18 protein-coding genes and 13 tRNA genes are annotated in these 22489 nt (G+C 43.1%); 2 read left to right on the top strand and 29 right to left on the bottom strand.

Going from position 1 to position 22489, the window contains the following annotated elements; translation table 11 throughout:
* Positions 1-23 precede the first annotated feature (23 nt).
* The 3 genes from Q1B03_RS07020 to Q1B03_RS07010 form a co-directional block, all read right to left on the bottom strand.
* Positions 24-1919, bottom strand: coding sequence for a PrkA family serine protein kinase (locus Q1B03_RS07020; protein ID WP_044337899.1), 1896 nt, complete (start codon positions 1917-1919; stop codon positions 24-26).
* 400 nt (positions 1920-2319) lie between these two features.
* Entirely contained in the window at positions 2320-3609 is a 1290-nt protein-coding gene (locus Q1B03_RS07015) for a purine/pyrimidine permease (protein ID WP_299739753.1), read from the bottom strand.
* On the bottom strand, positions 3606-4277 hold the full coding sequence (locus tag Q1B03_RS07010) for an ankyrin repeat domain-containing protein (RefSeq protein ID WP_299739751.1): 672 nt from the start codon (positions 4275-4277) through the stop codon (positions 3606-3608). Before Q1B03_RS07010 ends, Q1B03_RS07015 begins: the two co-directional genes overlap by 4 nt.
* A 105-nt stretch (positions 4278-4382) precedes the next feature.
* Here Q1B03_RS07010 and Q1B03_RS07005 point away from each other — a divergent pair, with 105 nt between their 5' ends.
* Positions 4383-5279, top strand: a complete 897-nt coding sequence (locus tag Q1B03_RS07005) for a LysR family transcriptional regulator (protein ID WP_299739749.1) — start codon at positions 4383-4385, stop codon at positions 5277-5279.
* Positions 5280-5347: 68 nt separating this feature from the next.
* On the opposite strand, the gene nfsA is transcribed toward Q1B03_RS07005, so the two are convergent.
* The 4 genes from nfsA to queG all read right to left on the bottom strand — a co-directional run bounded on the left by nfsA (position 5348) and on the right by queG (position 8830).
* Positions 5348-6097, bottom strand: coding sequence for an oxygen-insensitive NADPH nitroreductase (gene nfsA, locus Q1B03_RS07000; RefSeq protein ID WP_299739747.1), 750 nt, complete (start codon positions 6095-6097; stop codon positions 5348-5350).
* A gap of 86 nt (positions 6098-6183) precedes the next feature.
* Positions 6184-6657 carry a tRNA (uridine(34)/cytosine(34)/5-carboxymethylaminomethyluridine(34)-2'-O)-methyltransferase TrmL gene (trmL, locus tag Q1B03_RS06995; RefSeq protein WP_299739745.1) on the bottom strand — a complete coding sequence of 158 codons (474 nt, stop codon included), beginning with the start codon at positions 6655-6657 and terminating at the stop codon, positions 6184-6186.
* A 66-nt stretch (positions 6658-6723) separates the two neighbouring features.
* Positions 6724-7602: an amidase domain-containing protein gene (locus Q1B03_RS06990; RefSeq protein ID WP_299739743.1), complete on the bottom strand. Its 879-nt coding sequence runs from the start codon at positions 7600-7602 to the stop codon at positions 6724-6726.
* Positions 7603-7696: 94 nt separating this feature from the next.
* Positions 7697-8830, bottom strand: a complete 1134-nt coding sequence (gene queG, locus Q1B03_RS06985) for a tRNA epoxyqueuosine(34) reductase QueG (RefSeq protein WP_299739741.1) — start codon at positions 8828-8830, stop codon at positions 7697-7699.
* Positions 8831-8940: 110 nt separating this feature from the next.
* Between queG and Q1B03_RS06980 the strand changes: the two genes are divergently transcribed.
* Positions 8941-9612: a B3/4 domain-containing protein gene (locus tag Q1B03_RS06980; protein ID WP_299739740.1), complete on the top strand. Its 672-nt coding sequence runs from the start codon at positions 8941-8943 to the stop codon at positions 9610-9612.
* Between the two features lie 337 nt (positions 9613-9949).
* Here Q1B03_RS06980 and Q1B03_RS06975 read toward each other — a convergent pair whose 3' ends face one another.
* The 22 genes from Q1B03_RS06975 to Q1B03_RS06870 form a co-directional block, all read right to left on the bottom strand.
* A complete protein-coding gene (locus Q1B03_RS06975; protein ID WP_299739738.1) occupies positions 9950-10918 on the bottom strand; it encodes a sugar phosphate isomerase/epimerase in 969 nt (322 codons plus the stop codon).
* A gap of 12 nt (positions 10919-10930) precedes the next feature.
* Positions 10931-11971 (bottom strand): Gfo/Idh/MocA family protein, encoded by a 1041-nt coding sequence (locus Q1B03_RS06970; RefSeq protein ID WP_299739736.1) that lies wholly within the window; start codon positions 11969-11971, stop codon positions 10931-10933.
* A 17-nt stretch (positions 11972-11988) separates the two neighbouring features.
* Complete coding sequence (locus Q1B03_RS06965) at positions 11989-13014, bottom strand: Gfo/Idh/MocA family protein (protein ID WP_299739734.1); 1026 nt, start codon at positions 13012-13014, stop codon at positions 11989-11991.
* A gap of 21 nt (positions 13015-13035) precedes the next feature.
* Positions 13036-13761, bottom strand: a complete 726-nt coding sequence (locus tag Q1B03_RS06960; protein ID WP_299739732.1) for a ThuA domain-containing protein — start codon at positions 13759-13761, stop codon at positions 13036-13038.
* A 15-nt stretch (positions 13762-13776) separates the two neighbouring features.
* Entirely contained in the window at positions 13777-15351 is a 1575-nt protein-coding gene (locus tag Q1B03_RS06955; RefSeq protein WP_299739730.1) for a response regulator, read from the bottom strand.
* Positions 15332-17143: a sensor histidine kinase gene (locus tag Q1B03_RS06950; RefSeq protein ID WP_299739728.1), complete on the bottom strand. Its 1812-nt coding sequence runs from the start codon at positions 17141-17143 to the stop codon at positions 15332-15334. Before Q1B03_RS06950 ends, Q1B03_RS06955 begins: the two co-directional genes overlap by 20 nt.
* 141 nt (positions 17144-17284) lie before the next feature.
* On the bottom strand, positions 17285-18562 hold the full coding sequence (locus Q1B03_RS06945; RefSeq protein ID WP_299739726.1) for an ABC transporter substrate-binding protein: 1278 nt from the start codon (positions 18560-18562) through the stop codon (positions 17285-17287).
* A gap of 82 nt (positions 18563-18644) precedes the next feature.
* On the bottom strand, positions 18645-19472 hold the full coding sequence (locus tag Q1B03_RS06940) for a carbohydrate ABC transporter permease (RefSeq protein WP_299739724.1): 828 nt from the start codon (positions 19470-19472) through the stop codon (positions 18645-18647).
* Complete coding sequence (locus Q1B03_RS06935; RefSeq protein ID WP_299739722.1) at positions 19472-20413, bottom strand: carbohydrate ABC transporter permease; 942 nt, start codon at positions 20411-20413, stop codon at positions 19472-19474. The genes Q1B03_RS06940 and Q1B03_RS06935 overlap by 1 nt, the downstream gene beginning before the upstream one ends.
* A gap of 674 nt (positions 20414-21087) precedes the next feature.
* A tRNA-Gly gene (locus Q1B03_RS06930) sits at positions 21088-21161 on the bottom strand.
* A gap of 3 nt (positions 21162-21164) precedes the next feature.
* Positions 21165-21248: transfer RNA gene (locus Q1B03_RS06925), tRNA-Leu, on the bottom strand.
* Between the two features lie 8 nt (positions 21249-21256).
* Positions 21257-21330: transfer RNA gene (locus Q1B03_RS06920), tRNA-Cys, on the bottom strand.
* A gap of 7 nt (positions 21331-21337) precedes the next feature.
* Positions 21338-21412, bottom strand: a tRNA-Gly gene (locus tag Q1B03_RS06915).
* A gap of 4 nt (positions 21413-21416) precedes the next feature.
* Positions 21417-21488: transfer RNA gene (locus Q1B03_RS06910), tRNA-Gln, on the bottom strand.
* Between the two features lie 39 nt (positions 21489-21527).
* A tRNA-His gene (locus Q1B03_RS06905) sits at positions 21528-21603 on the bottom strand.
* Between the two features lie 11 nt (positions 21604-21614).
* Positions 21615-21688, bottom strand: a tRNA-Trp gene (locus Q1B03_RS06900).
* A gap of 80 nt (positions 21689-21768) precedes the next feature.
* Positions 21769-21852: transfer RNA gene (locus Q1B03_RS06895), tRNA-Tyr, on the bottom strand.
* A gap of 19 nt (positions 21853-21871) precedes the next feature.
* Positions 21872-21947: transfer RNA gene (locus tag Q1B03_RS06890), tRNA-Thr, on the bottom strand.
* A gap of 13 nt (positions 21948-21960) precedes the next feature.
* A tRNA-Phe gene (locus tag Q1B03_RS06885) sits at positions 21961-22036 on the bottom strand.
* A gap of 17 nt (positions 22037-22053) precedes the next feature.
* Positions 22054-22130 (bottom strand) — tRNA-Asp (locus Q1B03_RS06880).
* A gap of 134 nt (positions 22131-22264) precedes the next feature.
* Positions 22265-22338, bottom strand: a tRNA-Met gene (locus Q1B03_RS06875).
* Between the two features lie 75 nt (positions 22339-22413).
* Positions 22414-22489 (bottom strand) — tRNA-Val (locus tag Q1B03_RS06870).

The raw sequence follows: 22489 nt of genomic DNA, 5'->3' as shown, positions 1-22489 counted from the left end.
GGCACCTCCCGATTTCACTTCTATTAACGATTCAACAGGCTGCCCACATAGCGCAGTAATTCGTTGGCGGATGTAGAGTTGTAGCCGTGTTCATCGATGAGGCGGGCAACCACTTCGTTGACTTTCTTCAGCTGCTGTTCGTCTGGCGTTTTAGATGAAGTCGTGATTTTCACAACGTCCTTCAAGTCAGCGAATAGCTTCTTCTGAATGGCTTCTCTCAAGCGATCATGTGAATTGTAGTCGAAACGTTTTCCTTTGCGGGCATAGGCAGAGATACGGATAAGAATTTCTTCACGGAATGCTTTTTTCGCATTTTCTGAAATGCCGATTTGCTCTTCAATGGAGCGCATCAGCTTTTCATCCGGATTGATTTCTTCACCGGTTAATGGATCATGAAGCTTAGCCTTATTGCAGTATGCTTCAACGTTATCAAGATAGTTATCCATAAGCGTCTTCGCAGACTCTTCATATGAATACACGAAGGCTTTCTGAACTTCTTTCTTGGCAATATCATCGTATTCCTTACGGGCGAGGGAGATAAAGTTCAAATACTTATCACGAAGCTCATTTGTAATCGATGGATGCTGATCCAGTCCTTCTTTCAAAGCACGTAGCACATCTAACGCGTTAATGGTCGGTATCTCTTTACGAATGATCGTAGATGAGATTCGGTTAATGACATAACGCGGATCGATTCCGCTCATTCCTTCATCCTGATATTCCTTCTTCATTTCATCCACATCTGCGGAGTTAAAGCCTTCGACATTCTCACCGTCGTACAAGCGCATTTTCTTGATTAAATCAATATCACCACGCTTTGGTTCTTTCAATCGGGTTAAAATGGTGAACATCGCCGCTACCCGTAACGTATGAGGAGCCACGTGGACGTTCGACACATCACTTTCGTTGATCATTTTCTCATATATTTTCTCTTCTTGAGTGACTTTCAGGTTATATGGAACCGGCATGACAATAATACGGGAATGTAAGGCTTCATTCTTCTTATTAGAAATGAAGGATCTATACTCAGTTTCATTCGTATGAGCCACAATCAACTCGTCGGCTGAAATAAGGGCAAATCGGCCTGCCTTGAAGTTTCCTTCCTGAGTAAGGGATAATAAGTGCCATAAGAACTTTTCATCACACTTAAGCATTTCCTGGAATTCCATCAATCCACGGTTTGCTTTATTTAATTCTCCATCAAATCGGTAAGCCCTCGGATCTGACTCAGAACCAAACTCGGCAATCGTGGAAAAGTCGATACTTCCTGTTAAATCAGCGATATCCTGTGATTTTGGATCAGATGGACTGAACGTACCAATTCCGACACGTTTATCTTCAGAGAAAAAGACTCTTTCGACCTGAACGTCTTCTATGCGGCCATGATATTCTTTCTCCAAACGCATAGTATTTAACGGAGAGAGATTTCCTTCAATGCGAATGCCATATTCGTTGTAAAAATCTTCACGTAAATGTTGAGGAATCAAATGCAGTGGATCTTCATGCATCGGACAGCCTTTGATTGAAAAGACGCCTCCTCTTTCAGTCCGGGAATACTGCTCCAACCCGCGTTTAAGCATCGACACAAGGGTTGATTTCCCTCCACTAACAGGGCCCATCAGTAACAAGATTCTCTTTCGGACATCTAATCGCTTCGCAGCAGGATGAAAGTATTCTTCAACGAGTCTTTCCAGCGCCTCTTCTAAGCCAAATAATTGATTGCTGAAGAACTTATACTTTCGTTTCCCCTCGACCTCCTCAACCCCGGCATCCTTAATCATATTAAAGACTCTTGAATGAGCGGATTGCCCAACCCAAGGCTTCTCTTTCAGCAGGTCTAAATACTGAGCAAACGTCCCTTCCCATTTCAGTTTCTCTTCTTCTTCTCGGTAATGTTCGATTTTTTTTAAAATATCCATAAGGACCTCCCCCTGTCGCTTAATGAGAGACGATTAATATACTGTATGCGCTTGGTCAACTGAACATGTTAACAAGATATATTTATTACAGACAAAGGTCCGATATTCACGGGAAACAATAGGGCATGCCTGTAAGATACAAGGGTTTTCATTTTCATTTCGTCAAACTGCCATAGATTCAGTAAAAAAATAACTGATTTCATTCACATCAAATAAAAAATAGGCTATACTAAAGACAGACTGTGGAATAAGTGAAACTGGGAGGTTACCAAACATGGGTACTATAATGATTATAGGTGTATCTTTAGCATTCTTAGTAGCGATTTTCACTGCTGGATATAATGATAAACCCGGCTCCAACTAATTCATAAACTAAAAAAACTGGCCCGGGCCAGTTTTTTTAGTTATTACGCCATATTAAATTAAGAGCAATCACTACAAATGTCCCCACGATCAACCCATTACTCATTACAATTTGAAGCGAACTCGGAAGGTCTTTGAAAAGATCCGAAGATTGAAAGAAAAGACTCGTGCCACTCAAAAGTGAAATACCAATGATTGATAATTCCCTTTGTTTCAACTGAATCGAAGTTATCTTCTTTACCGAAATGATAAACATATTCACGATTGTTGAAAGCAGCGCTGCACTTGCGACGGCTACAGGCAAAGTAGACACGACATGGACCACCTGTGGCATAAAGGATATGAGTAATAAACTGCCTGCTGCTATAAGAAATGGCAGACCGCTTCTTTGTTTCGTCGTTTGTACAAAACCGGATGTAACCGGTAAGGGCACAATGGCAAGAGCAGAGAAAATGGATGATAACCAATGATTGATTCCTCCGACGACAAACCCTCTTCTTATACTGTCTTGTTTATTGATCTTCTCTCCATCATAAACATCATACATCGAATCAATGGCTGCAATATTGTTTAGAATCAGGGTAAACGAAAACAGAATAGTCGCAGTGATGATACTACCGTTGATTGCAGGGGGTCCCCATGAAAATAGTTCTGGCACAGCTAGACTATTAAGATCCCTCTGTCCAATAGGGGTAGAAGCCCCACCGAAAATGGCGAACACACCCCAGCCAACAATGATGCCTATTAAGAGTGAAAACTGCTTTCCCCAACCTTTTGCTTTAATTGATAGAATCACAATAAAGATAAAAACGAATATGGCAAGCATCGTCAGTTTCCAATCAACGTTTCCTTCTTCTTGTACGATCATCCCATTAAAAAAGATACCACTAAGCTGAATCGCTAGAAGAAACAAAAATACACCTGAAACCAAAGGTGGAAATACTCTTTGGTAAAATAATTTATTTTTCACTAATCCCATAAGGATCAGTATACATCCTGCTAAAGCAAGTGAGCCCATACCAAGTGATAAAGATTCTTCAACCGACAGACCATTTTGCTTAGAAAAGGCTGCCAAAATAACAAACACACTTACCCAGGATCCAGCCGGTCCTTCAATAATCGGAAGGGAATGTCCAATTACTTTCTGAAGAATGGAGCCGAGAGCAACCAGGAAAAGCGTTCTTTGCATTAACCCTGAAATCTCGGTCTCACTTAAACCAAACACACTACCAATCACAATGGGAAGAGCAATCGACGTGCCAATTAAAAACATGAGCCATTGAAAGCTTTGTAGGGCGGTTCCTACGGTCTGCCCTTTGTATTTCATGATACTTTAACCGCTCCGGCTTTAAGCAGCATCTCCTCAATTTCTACAAAACCTCTTTCCCTCGCACGCTCAATTGGTGATTTACCTTCCCGATCAGGAATGGTTACATCCGCACCATACTCGATTAATGTGGCAATAATCTCTTGATGTCCCTCTCCACCGTCACTCAATACAATGGCTTCCATCAACGCCGTCCAGCCAAGATCGTTAACATGATTGATATCGACGTTTGTTTTATCCAGTAAAAGTTTCACGGTCTCCCCGTGGCCTTTTTCCGCAGCTGGAATTAGAGCGGTTCCGCCATATCGATTCACTAAAGCAGGATCTGCTCCTGCATCGATTGTGAGAAGCAGAATGTCATTCATTCCTTCTGCACCGGCGTACAGAAAAGGATTGTTTTTTAATTCATCCTGTAAATGAATATCGGCTCCCTTATCAATCAGTAAACGGACCATATCCGTATTATTTTGATATGTCGCCAGCATAACAGGCGTTCTACCAAGGGCATCCTGTTGATTAATATCAGTCCCTTCATCAATTAACGTTTCTACCTCTTCAATATATCCTTCTTTTATATAGGTGAAAATCACTTCTTTTTCCTCCTTTTGAGCATTAAACGAACATCCCGCTAGAGTACTGATAAAAATAGCAATGAGCATCTTCTTCATTTTCACTCCCCCTAACAACTTTTAGGGTATCACGGCTTGATATATATGGATAATATCTATTAAATTGTATTATTATATATTTATCATATAAGGAAGGGGAATACCATGCTGGACCTTAAACAACTGCGTTACTTTTTGGCGATTGTGGAAGAAAAAACAATACTCTCTGCAGCAAAGCGACTACATATGTCTCAGCCCCCCCTAAGTCAGCAGCTGCGCACGATGGAAGAGGATCTCGGTGTGAGCTTGTTTTACCGGAAAGGAAGAAAACTGGTGATTACAGAGGCTGGTAAAGCCCTTTATCAGCATGCTTATCAGATGATCAAGCTGCTGGAGGCTGCTGAAGCAGAAGTGAAAGAAATTGGTTCAGGGGAAAAAGGCAAGCTGAGGGTTGGTGTAAATACATTATCAGACATTGATTTACCATATATTTTGAAAGAGTATGAAAAGAACTTCCCAAACATCACCTATAACATTCATCAAAACGAATCCTCACAGCTCATTCATCTTTTAGAATTACGTGAGATTGATGCTGCTCTGATTCGACTGCCATTTTCAGCAGACAATATGGAGACGGTGACCCTTCAAGAAGAGCCATTTTACTACATTACGAATGTTCCGATTTCAAGTCATGGCACGATTGCATTAGAAGATATTGTTCACCAGCCATTAATCCTTCCAAGTACACGAAGTTTGGGCTTGTACGAAATGATTGTTCAGTCATTTACTTCAATCGGGTTGACGCCGTATATAAAGGCAGAATGTTCGGATACCGTTCTTCTTGCCAATCTTGTGGAACAAGGATTCGCTTCCTCCATCGTTCCCCATAGTGCTCTGCAAGTATTTAAGCATAAAGACGTTCAACAATTGGAAATTGAGAACATGAACAACGCAAGCTACGGTATCGTATGGAAAAAAGACTTCTATCTTCCTAAAACAACGAGGGAGTTTATCCGGTTAGTCACAGAACATTTTAAAGTCGGGTTTCCGGAGATGGATTAGGAAAAAGCCCGAAAAAGATTTGATCTTTTCGGGCATATTTTTTTAGATTCTTTATCTACACGCGGGTGCTACCTTTTATTAAATCCTTTCTTCTCCACAAATTCCTTCATATACATGCGTTTCTTACCTGACAGCATGTTGGCCATTTGCTCGGTCCATCGATCCGAACGTTTGCCGTCAGTTCGTACATGATAATAGGAAGAAATGGTTTCGTCATAGCGATCGAGTCCCTCTTTCATGTACCCTTCATCATGTTGATATGAATCCTCATGGTAAATGGCTTCCATTGGCAACCTCGGCTTCACATCAGAATTTCCTTCAGGGAAACCGACAGCCAGCCCGAATAAAGGAATGACGCGATCAGGAAGCTCCAGCAGTTCACTTACTGATTCCAGATCATTCCGAATCCCACCAATATAGCAAATGCCCATCCCCATGGATTCAGCAGCAATGGACGCATTTTGGGCCGCCAGTGAAGCATCAATCAATGCCACCATGAATTTCTCCGTGCTTTCAAGTGTTGGAATGACATCAGCATTTTCCCATTCACCTATCTTCTCGTGGCGGTACAAATCGGCACAGAATATAAAGAAATGACCATTTTCTTCTACATATAATTGTGGACCGGCAAGCTCCGCCAACTTCTTCTTTTTAGCAGGATCCTTCACCCCAATGATTGAATACGCTTGAATATAACTGGACGTACTGGCAGCCTGGGCACTCGAGACAATTGTCCGGATTTGCTCCTCGGTTAACGGCTCACTCTTGAATTTCCGTATGGATCGATGCTTAAGAATCGTTTCAATGGTTTCATTCATTATGTACTCTCTCCTTCACATTCTTTCCCTTAGTATAAGCCAAATAAAAAAAGGAATGAAAATCATATGATTCTCATTCCTTTTTTTTATAACAGACCCGGATATTTTCTTTGTCTTAATGCTTCATAAATCAGAATCGCCGCTGTATTGGAAAGGTTCAATGAACGCACGTTTTCGTTCATTGGTATGCGCAGGGCGCGATCCAAATTATTTTGGATGATGTCATCCGGCAGTCCTGAAGTTTCCCTGCCAAAAATGAAGAAGTAATCCTTCTCTTCTACACTGTAGTCAAAATCAGTGTGAGGGATCTTTCCGTATTTTGTTAAGTAGAAAAATTCTCCACCGTCATTTTTCTCGAAGAACTCTTCAATTGAATCATAGTATACAATGTTTACAAACTGCCAATAATCAAGGCCTGCCCGCTTTAACATTTTATCATCTGTTGAGAACCCGAGTGGACGGATCAAGTGCAGAGTTGTGTCCGTTGCTGCACACGTTCTCGCAATATTCCCTGTATTAGCAGGGATTTCTGGTTGATATAATACAACATGTACTCCCATGTTCCTGTCACCTCATTCATAAAACTCTAAGTGACATTATACCATTTCCTCCCCATAGAACAAGACTTAGCCGTCATCTACTATGGTAAAAAATCTATACTTGATATTGGGTGTATAAGCAGTCGAGTCCTCATACTTCCAATACCGCATTCTGCTGTTGAACGTATGGGCATTCACGAGAGGCTCTCCTGCAGCATCTTTACCGGTTACGATCGTAGTATGGTCAAAACGACCATCCCCTTCAAAGTCATAGCAGATGACATCTCCAAGCTTCAACTCTTTAGCGTCATTTACCTGTCTTCCCCTTAACCCGACCGTCGAATTGGGGATATACCATCTCATGGAATTCGCAACCGTCCAGCTATAGCTCCAGTTCTGATTTCTCATCCACCAGCCTTTCCCTTTCGTCGGATACCCCCGCATGGGAGCGTCCCCGGCATGGAGGCACTGTGAAATATAGTTCGTGCAATCATTCTCAAACTTCTTATATGCAGGGTTATAGCTGTTCCACCATCGCTCAGCATATTGCACGGCGCTAAGCCGATCATATTGATACGTCACTCTAGCCTCTTTCCCGTCGAAGTTTGAACTCTCTTCACGTACAACATTCTCTTCATAGAGAATCGGAATCTCGCCGTCTTCATAGATTTTACCCTTATAAAATGCTGAACGCCTATTCTCTACTTCTTCTTCTAAATAAAGAAGATCCCCCTGCTTAATAAGATATTTATAGTGAACATCGTATAAAATGGTTTGTGTTTCATTACGCTGGGGTGTCATGCTTTGGATTTTCCCTGCTGCATCCACCTTTACAATTTCCGCATTCCGTCGAAGACAAGATTCCTTCTTGCTTCTCACTTTGTCATTGTGATAATCTGACTGACTGCGGGATGTATATTCATCAATCACATGTTGAACCTTTTCCATTAACAGCTTTCTGATCATTGTCTTCCCTCCTCCCTAATTGTTATGCGGGGAGAAGACTGTTCAAAACAAAAAAGGATAAACTCAGGTGGATATGTGAGTTTATCCTTTTGGACTATTTGGTTATCAGGCTAAGGCCCTTTTTGATTTCGTTTAATACATCGTCATCTGTTTCTACTGACTGCTGTTTCAGTAACGCCTGTTGTGCTTCTTCTCCGCCGATTTTGCCAAGTGCCCATGCAGAGGTACCTCGGATCACCGGTCTAACATCCTTTTTCATCACGTCAACGAGATCTTTAATGGCTGTTGTATCCTTATAATGAGCGAGTGCAATGATCGCGTTTCGCTGGATCGGCTTCTTACCTCTCCATGAACCGGATACATGACCATACTTTTCTTTAAACTCACGGTTACTGATCGTTAGAAGCGGCTTTAATAGCGGCTTTGCAATTTCTGGATCCGGCTCCATCTCTTCGTGAAAATGAAAGTCCATCCCTTTATTTTCAGGACATACGGTCTGGCAGGTGTCACATCCATAAAGGCGGTTCCCAAGCTTTACCCGGTATTCATCGGCAAGAAAGCCCTTTGTTTGCGTCAAAAAGGCAATGCATTTCTGAGCATCCAGCTGTCCTCCTTCGATAAGAGCTCCCGTTGGGCAGACATCCACGCATTTATTGCATGTGCCACATTGGTCCTCCATCGGTGTATCAGGGGCAAAGGGAAGATTTGTCACCATTTCCCCGAGATACACATAGGATCCGAACTCAGGTGTTATAATCGAACAGTTTTTTCCGCTCCAGCCAATCCCGGCACGCTCAGCCACGGCACGGTCAACGAGTTCACCCGTATCCACCATGGATTTGAAACGTGCCTGGGGAACCCTTGATACGATATATTCTTCCAGCTTTGAAAGACGATCCCTAAGCACATGGTGATAATCCGTCCCCCATGATGCCCGGCAAAAGATCCCCCGTCTCTCTCCCCGTTTACTTTGTGGAGCGTTCTTCATTTTGGAAGGGTAGGCGAGAGCAATGGCGATGATCGATTTCGGCTTATCAAATATCAAAGAAGGATCAACCCGCTTTTCTATGTCCTTTTCCTCAAACCCGGATTGATACCCGAGCATCTCCTGGCGCAGGAGCCTGTTTTTCATTTCCGAGAACGTATCCGCCGTTGTAAAGCCAATCTTATCAATGCCGATTTCCTTGCTATACTCGATGATATCCTGTTTTAATTGATCGATATCCATTGCCCTGTCCTCCTTTCTATCTATATATTCAACACTTACAATTAAGCTTACGTGAAATAGGAACGTGTATTATGATAAACTATTTTAAAACAAATGTGGAGGGAAAATAAGTGGAAATCACGATTGATTCATCCATTACAAGCAAAATCCCCGATTTCAAAGTGGGATTCATTCAATATCATGATATCGAAGTCGGCACTTCTCCTCAAATGCTGAAAGGAAGGCTTCAGCTGTTCCAGGAATCCATCTTCTTTGATCTTCACGATAAAAATGTGACGGAAATTGAAGGAATTGTCGCGTGGCGGGACATCTTCAGGAAAACAGGAAAGGACCCCAATCGCTACCGTCATTCTGCCGAAGCCCTTTTTCGCCGGGTTAAAAAACAGAATTATTTGAGCACCATTAACTCAAGCATCGATCTCAACAACTTCTTCTCCCTTCAATACGAAGTGCCCATCGGCATTTACGACAGGGATCAACTTAACGGAGACACCATTCAATTGAAAATTGGTGAAACCGGACAATCATACATAGGGCTCAACGGCCGGGAAAACTCCCTGGAAAACCTGATCGTCGCATGTGACGGGGACGGACCTTTCGGAAGTCCATTCGTCGACTCAGACCGAGCACCCGTCGGGGAAGAAACCAAAAATTCCGTTCAGATCATCTTTCTGAAGCCTTCCCTTTCTATAGAAGAAAGCGAGAAACTCACGAAATCGTTAATGGATATGTTCCTCGGTGTCCATGGTGGAGAAGGATCATTTGAAGTGGTGGGTGGATAGAAGTTTGTGCAGGATCCCTGTTTCACGGGATCCTGTTTTTGATTGAGAATCTTGTACGAGAACCATAGCCATTTCCAAGAAATCTCAGCCTCTAAAGCATACGAATGGCTTATTCCTTAGATGAAAGGGAATATCCAACCCGCTTTCGGCTGTGGCCGGAGTCAATCCGGCCGAAATTCACGATAATCCGGCCATTTCTTGTGAAAATCCAGCCATTTTGGCAAATAATCCAGCCGTTTTATATTAAATGTAAATTAAACACTACTAATTTGAGACTAACACATCACGCAACTACTCCACAAAAAAAGAGAGCCCAATGGACTCCCTTCTTACCAACCTACACCCACCACATATCCGACGGCTGTTCTTCGATCAGTATCGACTTCAGATTCTTCACGGCACGCCCGAAGCCTTCTTCAATCGACATGATCGGATCCTCATGCTCGATGCTTACCACATAATCATATCCGAATGTGCGCAGTGCACTCATCATATCAGACCACTCCTGCAAGGAATGTCCACAGCCCACTGAACGGAAGGACCACGCTCTTGTTTGGATGCTTCCGTAAGGCTGCATATCCGTCAGACCGTACATGTTGACGTTGTCTTGGTCGATATACGTATCTTTCGCATGGAAATGGTGAATCGCATTTTCTTTACCCAGGATTTTGATCGCGGCAACCGGATCGATTCCTTGCCACCACAGATGACTCGGATCAAGGTTTGCACCGATTGCGTCACATGTTTCTTCACGGAGCTTCAATAACGTATATGGAGTGTGTACAAGGAAACCTCCATGCAGCTCGAGACCGATCTTCACATTATGATCCTGAGCGAGCCTGCCCATCTCTTTCCAGTAAGGAATCAACTTTTCTTCCCATTGCCATTTGAGAATATCCCCATATTCATTCGGCCAAGGGGATACTGGCCAGTTCGGATGCTTTGCTCCTTCATGGTCGCCCGCTGTTCCAGAAAAACAGTTCACAACCGGTACATTCATCAAGCTTGCGAGCTTTATTGTTTTCTGAAGTGCTACATGGGATTCTTCCGCAAACGCTGCATCAGGCGAGATCGGATTTCCGTGACAGCTGAAGGCACTGATTTCCAAGCCTCTTGACGTTACTTTCTCTACGTATTCGTTTCTCTTCTCTTCGCTTTCTAAAAGAGCGTCCAGGTCACAGTGAGCATTTCCGGGATAACCTCCCGTGCCGATTTCCACTGCGTGTAGCCCGGCTCCTTTTACATAATCAAGCATTTCATCAAGATTCTTTTGTGAAAATAATACAGTAAATACGCCTAGTTTCATTTGTGCTTCCTCCTATTTCAATCGGATGCTCTGTCCGGTTTCACTGCTTTTATAAATGGCATCAATTATTTGAGACACTTGCATGGCTTCCTGGGGCTTCACAACCAGCTCCTCTAAACCGAGACAGCTGTTGATAAAGTTCCGGGCTTGTGGAAGACTTGGATCATCTTCACCGGGAACCCAATCCGCTTCACTATTCAGAAGCATGCCGTGTTTCATTTGGTTCATTTGGAACGGGAATAGATCGATCCCCCCCGTTTCCCCTGATATGCTCATGCTTTCTTCATCACCCTTGACATTTGCAGACCATGACGTTTCGAAGAGCATGGATGCACCGTTATCGAACTTGATATAAGCCGTCACATGGTCATCGACTTCAAATTTCTCTTTATCAAAATCTCCCCACTGATTCACTTGATCTGGCATTCTACTAAGCTTGTTGTAGGTCGTCCCGGTTACTTCAACAGGCGCCGGGTTCCCAAGGAGCCATAGGGATAGATCCAGGAAGTGACATCCGTAGTCGATCAGGCTGCCGCCTCCTTGAAGTTCCTTGTTGGTAAACACTCCCCAGCCAGGAACTTTGCGGCGGCGGATCGCCCTTGCCCTGGCCACCATTGGTTCACCGATTTCATCTTCCAGGATGACACGCTTTGCCGCACGTGAATCCTTCATGAAACGATAATGATAGGCGATAGCCAGAACCTTCCCTGACTGTTCCGCAGCTTCGATCATCAATTCACATTCTTCAGGAGTCATGGCCATCGGTTTCTCACAAAACACATGGATCCCGGCTTTGAGCGCTGCAATCGTGATTTCCGCATGAAATTTATTTGGAGTACAGATCGTCACAGCATCCACATGTCCGAACATGTCCCGATAGTCACTGAACACGTTCGGAATGCTAAAGGTTTCTGCCACGGTTTGAGCAGTGACAGGATTGATATCACTGATCGCTTCAATGGATACAGAATCTGATAGTTTCATAAAAGTAGGGATGTGGCGCGTTTGGGCAATGCCCCCTACGCCGATCACTCCCATCCGAAGTTTAGTCATTGCTGCATTCACCTCTATTACAATTTTACGATCCGTTTTGTTTCACTTGATTCCAGGGCAGATAAAACCACTTCTAACGATTTCTTTCCTTCTTCACCTGGAACAGGAGGCTCTGCATCATGAAGGATGCTGTCGACAAATTGATCGATTACACGGGAATTCGTCTGGCCGCCCTCGTCATTTGTCTGAATGCCGCCAAGCTCATACTTCACTACTTCTCCGCTTAAGTATTGAACGATAAGGGAGTTGACCGGATCATCCTCTAAACGCAGGATGGCCTTCTCTCCATAAATGATCGTAGAGTTGTCTTCTTTCGAAACATAAGACCAGCTTGCTGCAAGGGTACCGATTGTACCGCTTTCGGTTTTCAATACACAGACAGCCGTATCATCCACATCTGCATTTTCCTTTGCACTTGTTTCAACAAAGGCACCGACTTCGGCAAATTCTTCCCCTAAGATGTACCGAAGGAGATCGGTTTTGTGTACCCCAAGGTCACCCATGGCACCGATGAATGCTTCATTCTTTTTAAAGAACCAGCTGTCTTTCCCGTCAGCACTCCACCCTTCAGGTCCACCGTGACCAAATGCAGAACGGAAACTGTAGATTTTACCTACTTCACCACTTTCAATCAGCTGCTTCGCTTTTTGGTGAGAAGGGACAAAACGCTGGTTATGAGCGATCATCAATTTTTTACCGTTTTTACTAGCTGCATCGATCATTCTTTGAGCTTCTTCACTTGAAGTGGCCATCGGCTTTTCACATAATACATGTTTTCCGGCGTTTAGGGCATCGATGGAAATCGGTGCATGCAGGTAGTTCGGTGTACACACACTCACGGCTTCCACTTCAGCGTTCGCCAGTAGTTCTTTATAATTGGTATACGCTTTCGCTCCGACTGCATTGGCTATTTTCCATGCCCGTTCTTCCACGATGTCACACACCGCTACCACTTCAACGTTTTCATTGTTTGCATATTCCGGCAAATGACGATGCTGTGCGATGCTTCCACACCCGATAACCCCGATTTTTAATTTACTCATGATTTTTCCTCCTCTTGTTCTTTAGTTAGATCCTTTGATTTCTTCTAACGGCTGTGCGTTTCCGTATACCGGTCTTGCATGATCTACAGGGGATGCCCATTTCACTGCATTGACGATGACCTTCTGAACGTCTTCATTGTAATAGGTTGGATACGTTTCATGTCCTGGACGGAAGTAGAATACTTTTCCGTTGCCACGCTGATACGTACACCCGCTTCTAAACACTTCCCCACCTTCGAACCAGCTCACCATCACAAGCTGATCAGGAGTCGGAATGTCAAAATGCTCTCCATACATTTCTTCCTTCTCAAGCTCGATGTATTCCCTTAAGCCTGCTGTAATCGGATGACTTGGATCGACTATCCAGATGCGTTCTTTCTCATCAGCTTCACGCCATTTCAGGTCACAGGAAGTACCCATCAATGTTTTGAAGATTTTAGAGAAATGACCTGAATGAAGGACGATCAATCCCATTCCATCAAGGACACGCTGTTTCACTCTTTCAACTACTTCATCAGTGACTTCATCATGGGCGATATGTCCCCACCACAGCAATACGTCTGTACTATCCAGCACATCTTCCGTCAATCCATGCTCACTTTCGTCTAATGTAGCCGTTTTCACATTGAATGATGCTTCTCCCAGGAAGGAGGCAATGGCACCATGAATTCCTTCAGGGTACACCTCTCTCACTTTCGGATTCTTCTGCTCATGACGATTTTCATTCCATACAGTAACGTTTAACATTGTAAAACCTCCAAGTTATGTGTTTGATTGTAAGTGCCGATATTCATTTGGTGTCATACCGACGTGCTTTTTAAATACTTTGCTGAAATATTTTTCATTCCCATACCCTACACCATAGGCGACTTCATATATCTTCAAATATGGATTTTCAAGCAGTTTCCTTGCCTTTTCCATCCGAATATTCGTGATGTAATCCGTGATGGTAGATCCATGATCCTGTTTGAACTTACGTGAAATGTATTCCCTGCTTAGGTAAAAGCGATCGGCAATGTCCTGAAGATTGATATCCTCTTGATAATGCTGCTGAAGGTATTCTTCAATGTGCTGCATATTGTTCTTTTCCCGTTGGTACTTTACCTTTGAAAGGGTTTGAATTAATTCTCTGAACTCTTTCGCCTTTTCCTCTTTAAATTTCCTGAACGAAAACGAGCCGTCTTCATTCCAATAATCAAGGCCCCGATAGAGTGGTTCTGGATGCTGAATCTCATACTCTTTCAACCAATTATTCCGTAATAACTCAAATTGATTTTCCCAAACCTGGAGCTGCTCAAGTGAGAGTGCATGCCCTGTTTTCAACTGTGCAAATATCCCGTCCAACTGGGACTGAACCTGCTCCCGGCTCCCTGAACGGATTGCCCATTTCAATTCATTTGAGTGATCCAACAAATGCAGCAGGGGCTGTCTTTTCACATCTTTATGGGTGACGATTTTCTTTTGATCAAGCAGAGAATGCTTAAGATAAACCTGTAAAGCAGATTCATACGCTTCGTTTATTTTCTTAGACTTCTGTCCAATTGCAATGATCGTAAAGAGTTTACTATATTGATAGATCAATGAGTAGATTTCCTCTAACAGATACGTCACATTTTTATCATTCCAGAAGAGAATCACAAGCTCTTCTTCTTTGTTCCCATTCCGGAAGCAAACTCCATCATTTTGCTTTCGCAGCAATTCATTGCAAATGTTGATAAGTGTAAAGAAGGCAAGGTCGCGGTCTCCTTGAAAGGACTTCATCACAATCGGTTTTATGGGGATGAGGGCAACGGTCTTTGCAAGCTTTGTAATGGTAATCCCAAACTCCTGATCAACCTTTTCTACCATCTCTGTGGTAATGTTCTCCTTCGCACAGAGACTTGAAAACAACCGATCCCAATAGAGGGGCTTTGCCTCATTCATCACTCGATTTTCCTCGACCTGGGATTTTCTTGATCGAGCCTGCTCATTCCACTCTTTTACCGCTTTATCCAGTGTTTCATTTAACACATCCGGTTCAATCGGCTTCAGAATATAATCAAAGCTTTTGTAGAAGATCGCGTTTCTCATATACTCGAAATCATCATACCCGCTTACAACGATGGTTTTGCTTTTAAGGTCAGAGGCATGAAGCCATTTTAAAAGGTTAATGCCATCCCGCTTCGGCATCCTCATATCAGTGAAAATGATTTCCGGCCGGTGCTCTCTGATCATTTCGATGGCTTGGTCTCCATCTTCCGCCTCCAGAATGGTGTGGATCCCATGCTTGTCCCATTCCGCTAATAAAAGTAACCCCTCACGCACATGCTTTTCGTCGTCAATGATGATTGCCTTCATTTGCTTCACCTTCCATTCTTATTGGCAGCCTCATAGTGACCATAAAGCCTCCCTCAACATGATTTTCAAGCTGTAAAGTGGCCAGGTGATCATAGTAGAGCTTTAATCGAACATATACATTCTTCAGTCCGATATTGGTCTCATCCCCCGTTTTATTCCATGCTTCTGCTTTAAAATGATCCCCTATTTCCCGAAGTCTGCTTTCCGTTACGCCAACACCATTATCACGGACAATCATCACCAATTCTTTCTCATCCTGAAAGCAAGATAACCATATTCGCCCTACCCCGTCCCGGATATCGAATCCGTGTTTGAAGTAGTTTTCAATGAGAGGCTGCAGGAGCATCTTCGGTACCGGGGTCTCCATTACCTCTTCTTCTACCTCTACACTGTAATCCAGATTCTCACCGAAACGTTCTTTTTGTAAAAGAAGATAGGCGTTCGTGTAATTGATTTCCTTGCTTAATGGAACCACATCCTCCTCCATATTCATCCCGTACCTCATTATTTTGGAAAGGTGGGTGATCAGGGAGTAGATTTGCGGAACCTTGTTCTTCAAAGCAATCGTTCCAATGGATTGCAGGGCATTATAGAGAAAATGCGGATTGATTTGAGACTGGAGGACCTTTAATTGATTCGTCTTGTTTTCGAGCTCCAGTTTGTACTCACGGTTGATCAGATGATTGATCCGCTCGATCATCTGCTGAAACCGGTAGCCGAGGATCCCGATTTCATCGGAACCGAACGATTCGGACTGTACCTTCATATTCCCTTTTTCAACCTGTTGGATATGTTGAAGCAGAATCCGTATGGGTGACGTAATTTTGAAAGAAACAAATAGGGTCGCGAGCACCACAAGTGATAGCCCAAGAACTCCAAACAGAATATTAATCTTCGCGACACTAAATGCGCTTTCATAAAGATTCACGTAAGGAACCCGTTTCACTAACAACCAACCGCCGGCCGAAGCAGGGAGCTGGTCGTACATCATCACCCCGTTGAAGGAGTCCTCCTTCCACTCGAGTGTCCCTGATACATCTTTTGATTCCATTATTCTCTTAATCCACTTCTGGTTGTTGCCATCATCCGATACATCCCGGTCCGAGCTATAAATCATTTCCCCTTCCGAAGAAAGAAGATAGAATTCTTCTGACTTAGCGTTATAGAGGTTTCTACTCAAATCGATGATCTTGTCAGGTGAAACCTCCAATGAGATATAAGCAAGCACCTCATCACCGGGAACGTTTCGGAATGCCCGGTGAATCGTGACAATATCCTTCGACCGGTTGATATTCTTTTCTTCCTGACTATGGGTTGGTTCAATATACATGTTATAAGGGCTGCGCTCTGCATTTCTGAAGGATTCCCATTGCGAATCCCTTACCTTATTAGAAAAAACAACTGTAGAGCGCTTTGTTGCCGAAATGACGCGGTCACCATCGGCGAAGGAAATACGTACCCCGTTAATTGTATCACCCGTGTAGAGAATCGTTTGCACAACATTCTTTACAATGCCAATCGTCAAGTAATTATTCTCTTGACTTGGTGATCTCATGAAGTTAATAAAATCAGGATTATTATAGAGTGATAGAGTTAACCCGTTGAGCTCATTAATATAGCTCTCCAGATTCACCTTTCCCTGATAAAGAAGATTGCTGCTCTCCTCCACCACCTGCTCCTCTATGGAGTCCTTCGTATAAAAATATGTAATAATAATAGAACTGCCAAACGGCACAATCGTCGTAATCATCAACAACACAATCAACTTATTCCGAATGCTGGTCTTTAACATGAGGGACGGACCTCCCAGGTCTCACTTATACACTAGTATAAAGTGTTTTTCCCTGCTCTTGGAAGTGTTTTTTCGAAATATTCCTATTAAACTTATAAAATAGAAAGCATGCCCAGTAGACATGCTTTCTATTTTTTCAATTTACTTCAAGTTATCCCATGTTTGCTGGAATCGCTCAAGTACAGTGTCGTAATCAATTTTCCCTGCGGCATACTCCTGGATCGTTGCAGCGAATTCCTTATTCGCTCCATCCGGCCATTTGAACCAAGTCCAAGGAATCGTCTTCTCTTCTTTAGAGTAGTCAAGGATGGACTGACCTAAGTCTCCAAGACCATTTGGCTCGATGTTATCGAATGCCGGGATGAACGCAAACTCTTCCGTGATATAACGCTTACCAGTTTCAGATGAAACCATCCACTCTAAGAATGTTTTCGCTTCTTCAAGATGCTCAGAGTTCTTGTTTAATACCCAGTTATTCGGTACACCTACAGGAAGGCGATCAGCACTATCATCATTGCTGATAGAAATTGGAAGGAATCCCATGTTGATTTCAGGATTGATCTCAGTGATCATGTTCTCAGTCCAGTTTCCTTGTTGCAGCATCGCAGTTTCACCAGAAGCAAATAGCGTTACTTGTGTATTGTAATCCGTCGTTAACGGATTATCATTTGCGTACTTAAGCTCAGCATCTAAAACTTCTTTGAATTGTTTGAACTTTTCGTTGCCTACAATCTTCTCGGAACCATCATAAAGACCGGCGATGAACGCATCCGGATCTTCCTGCTGAGCAAACGGAATGTTAAGTAAATGTTGACCAATTACCCACCACTCGCCATAACCAGCTGAGAAAGGCGTGATTTTCTTCGCTTCAAGCTTCTTCGCAGCGTCTTTTAACTCATCAATCGTTGTAGGCGGCTCAGTGATTCCCGCTTCTTCAAATAAATCTTTATTATATACAAATCCGTAGCCTTCAAGGTTAACCGGCATACCATAAAGCTTGCCATCTTCATCCGTCATCGGCACTTTACCGATCGGAAGAACATGCTCAACCCATGGCTCACCGGAAAGATCTGCTAACTTCTCTTTCCAAAGCTCTAACTCTTTAAAACCACCGTTGTTGAAAATGTCCGGCTCTTCACCAGAAGCAAATTTCGCTTTCAAAGCAGCACCGTAATCGGCACCTCCACCAACTGTTTCAAGCTTAATCTTAATGTTTGGATGCTCAGCTTCGAACTCATTGATCATTTCTTGAAGCTGATCGGCAATTTCAACCTTGAACTGGAAGAAATTAAGGGTAACTACATCGTCACCTGATCCAGACTCTCCACCTGATTTGCTTGTAGTGTCTTTAGAAGAACAGCCAGCAATAATACCAAATACTAAAACCAAAGACATACAAAGTAAAAGTATACGTTTCATAAATGGATTGACCTCCCTGATATAAATTATTTTATATAAATTTCTGTATCAATGATAGACCATCTCGACAGAAACTTTATATCTACTTAATTGACCCTGAAGCAATACCTTTGATGATATGCTTCTGTAAAAATAAGAAGAAAATGATGATCGGTGTAATGCCAAGCACCAATGCTGCAAGACCCATATCCCATTGCTTCGTATACTGAGCGAAGAATGAGCTTGCTGCGAGTGGAATCGTACGCAGTTCCGCATCCTGTAATACAAGAAGGGGAAGCAGATAGTCATTCCAAATCCATAAAGTGTTCAAAATGACCACGGTTACTGTTATCGGCTTAAGTAATGGGAATACAATTCTCCAGAACACACCAAACTGACTGCAGCCATCAATCATCGCGGATTCTTCAATCTCAATCGGAACGGTTTTCACAAATCCATGATATAAGAAAAGAGAAAGTGGCACGCCAAATCCGAAGTACATGATGATCAAACCTGGAATACTATTCGTAAGTCCCAACGTCCCTCCTACCTTCATAAGAGGAATCATCACCGTCTGGAACGGAATGACCATGGCTGAAACAAAGATGACAAATAAAATTTTGCTGAACTTCCCTGGCGTACGTACCATCTTCCACGCCGCCATGGAGCTGATAATCACTAATCCAATGTTACTGAAAACGGTGATGACCAAGGAGTTCCAGAAAGCACGGGGGAAATTGATGATCTCCCACACCTTCGCATAGTTAGAGAAAACAAATTCCTTTGGCCACGCCGCCGCATCGATCAAAATCGCTGCAAACGGCTTCACTGAGTTGATCAGTACGAAGTAGAAAGGAATAAGGAAAATGAGCCCTATGACAATTCCGATAATCTCTAATACAAACGTTCTTTTCGTATAGCGATTGCCCATTACGCCTGAACCTCCTTCTTCTTCGTCACCATCACCTGAACCGTTGTAAACACTGCCACTACCACAAAGAACAGGATCGATTTCGCTGTTCCCAGGCCATAACGGTTATTCTGGAACGCTTCTTGATAAATATTGATCGCCACAGATTGTGTAGAATTGAATGGTCCCCCGCCTGTTAACGAGATGTTCAAATCGAATATCTTAAAGGCCATTGAAATCGTCAAGAAGAAGCAAATTGTGAATGCCGGTAAAATCAACGGAATGATAATCTTCGTCAACAACGTCCAGTTGGATGCTCCATCTATCCTCGCTGCTTCCAAAAGTGAATTATCCACCCCTTGCAATGCCGCAACATAGATGACCATCATATAACCACTGATCTGCCATGCAAACACGATGACAATCCCCCAGAATGCCGTCGTCTCATCACCAAGCCAAGGCATTTTAAAGAATCCGATCCCCGTCATATTCCCGAATGATGCAAATCCTTTCACAAAGATGAACTGCCAGATGAATCCGAGTAGCAATCCACCAATTACGTTGGGAATAAAAAACACTGTCCGCAAAATGTTTCGCGTCTTCAATGCTGCATTCAGTAGAAGTGCAAACCCGAAACCTATTAAATTACTAATAATCACAGCCGCAAACATAAACTTCGTCGTGAACATAAAGGAATTAAAAAATGTCTTATCATCTGTGAAGATCTTTTTGTAGTTATCAAATCCAACCCACTCTACAACTGAGCTGACACCATTCCATGAGGTAAACGAATAATACACCCCCATCAAAAATGGAAGAATCTGAATCACTAAAAAAAATATAAGTGCCGGTCCAACAAAGGCAGCATACGTCAGCAAGCTCTTATACTTGAACTTCTTCTTCGTAACCGCCTTGATTTGCGCATCTGGGCTTACTGGTCCAGTCTGAATCTTGGTTTCCACCCGTATCACCACCCCTAATAATGTAATCGCTTTCTTACATTATAATGGGAGCGCTTTCTTAAATAGGGGGACTCAATTGACAAAGAAGGTGCAAAATTTTGACTAGATGGGTTTGGGATGGGTTGGTGATGGGTAAATGAAAAGGTTGGGTTTCTTTGGCTTGATAAGGTGAACGTAGGGTACAATGCGATTTTGAAAATAAAATGCTGGAATTGAAAATAAATGTGGTGAATTTGAAAATAAAATTGGAAAGTCGATAATAAATGTAGCAAAGTCGATAATAAAATCGAAAGGTCGATAATATATCTGCCAAACTCGATAATAAATCCGAAAAGTCGATAATATATCTGCTAAACTCGATAATAAATTATCAAGTGCCTATAAATCTAGCAGTTATATAGTTATAGAGAGTCGCTTTTTTATGTAAAATTATCATTTTCACTCTAAAATAGTCTTTTTTCAACTCCATTCCTGTACAAAATGCTACTAATACTATCTATAATATTGAAAAACTTCGAATCTCCCCCCTTATCCTACTAAAATAAAGCTGTTACTCATTGATCCACACTAAAATCCACTCATTTATTACATTCTTCCACATTTACCTCCTAAATTTCAGTCTCAGAACAATAAAAAAAGACTTCCTCTAATGAGAAAGTCTATCATATGTAAATTGGAGCGGGTGAAGGGAATCGAACCCTCATCATCAGCTTGGAAGGCTGAGGTTTTACCACTAAACTACACCCGCGAATGGTACCGGTGGCCGGGGTCGAACCGGCACTCCAGAGGAACACGATTTTGAGTCGTGCGCGTCTGCCAATTCCGCCACACCGGCATTACATTTGGAGGCGGCAACCGGATTTGAACCGGTGATCAGGGTTTTGCAGACCCATGCCTTACCACTTGGCTATGCCGCCTTAATATTGGAGCGGAAGACGGGATTCGAACCCGCGACCCCCACCTTGGCAAGGTGGTGTTCTACCACTGAACTACTTCCGCACTACTGGGCTAGCTGGATTCGAACCAACGCATGTCGCAGTCAAAGTGCGATGCCTTACCGCTTGGCTATAGCCCACTGATAGTATATGTCACGGAAATGAAAATGTGACTTTTATGGGGCGACTGATGGGAATCGAACCCACGAATGCCTGAACCACAATCAGGTGCGTTAACCACTTCGCCACAATCGCCATGATAAAATTGGCAGGGGTAGTAGGAATCGAACCCACACCAAAGGTTTTGGAGACCTTCGTTCTACCTTTAAACTATACCCCTATAAAATATAATTGGTTTCCAATGAATCTTCCTGCTATTAGCTGGGGTTCAATACTCCGCTTACGCTAGGAAAAGAATCTTGGTGGAGGGGGGCAGATTCGAACTGCCGAACCCGAAGGAGCGGATTTACAGTCCGCCGCGTTTAGCCACTTCGCTACCCCTCCAAATAGTAAATCACTCGGTTGGTGCCGGCAAGAGGACTTGAACCCCCAACCTACTGATTACAAGTCAGTTGCTCTACCAGTTGAGCTACACCGGCATCAAGTAATAAATGGTGGCTCAGGACGGAATCGAACCGCCGACACATGGATTTTCAGTCCATTGCTCTACCAACTGAGCTACTGAGCCATTATGCAAAATAAATATGGCGGTCCGGACGGGACTCGAACCCGCGACCTCCTGCGTGACAGGCAGGCATTCTAACCAACTGAACTACCGGACCAAAAATTTTTGCGCCTGCAAATTTTTTTACCATGAGTTGCGCCAGCAAAATAACTTTCATTACCTCGCAATAGCGAAAATAACTATCCATGCGTGACTCATTAAGGATTATACTATCCAAAGTCAAAAATGGTATTGCGGGGACAGGATTTGAACCTGCGACCTTCGGGTTATGAGCCCGACGAGCTACCGAACTGCTCCACCCCGCGACGATATGATTTGTTAAGTTAAACTTATAAATTAAGGATGATTATTCAACTCAGCTTATGCTTCGTGAAAAATCATGGTGGAGGATGACGGGATCGAACCGCCGACCCTCTGCTTGTAAGGCAGATGCTCTCCCAGCTGAGCTAATCCTCC

The organism is uncultured Rossellomorea sp. (genome assembly GCF_947488365.1).
In the GTDB taxonomy this organism is placed as follows: domain Bacteria; phylum Bacillota; class Bacilli; order Bacillales; family Bacillaceae_B; genus Rossellomorea.
The sequence above is the reverse complement of the archived record's forward strand: the minus strand, read 5'-3'. Positions and strand labels throughout refer to the sequence as shown.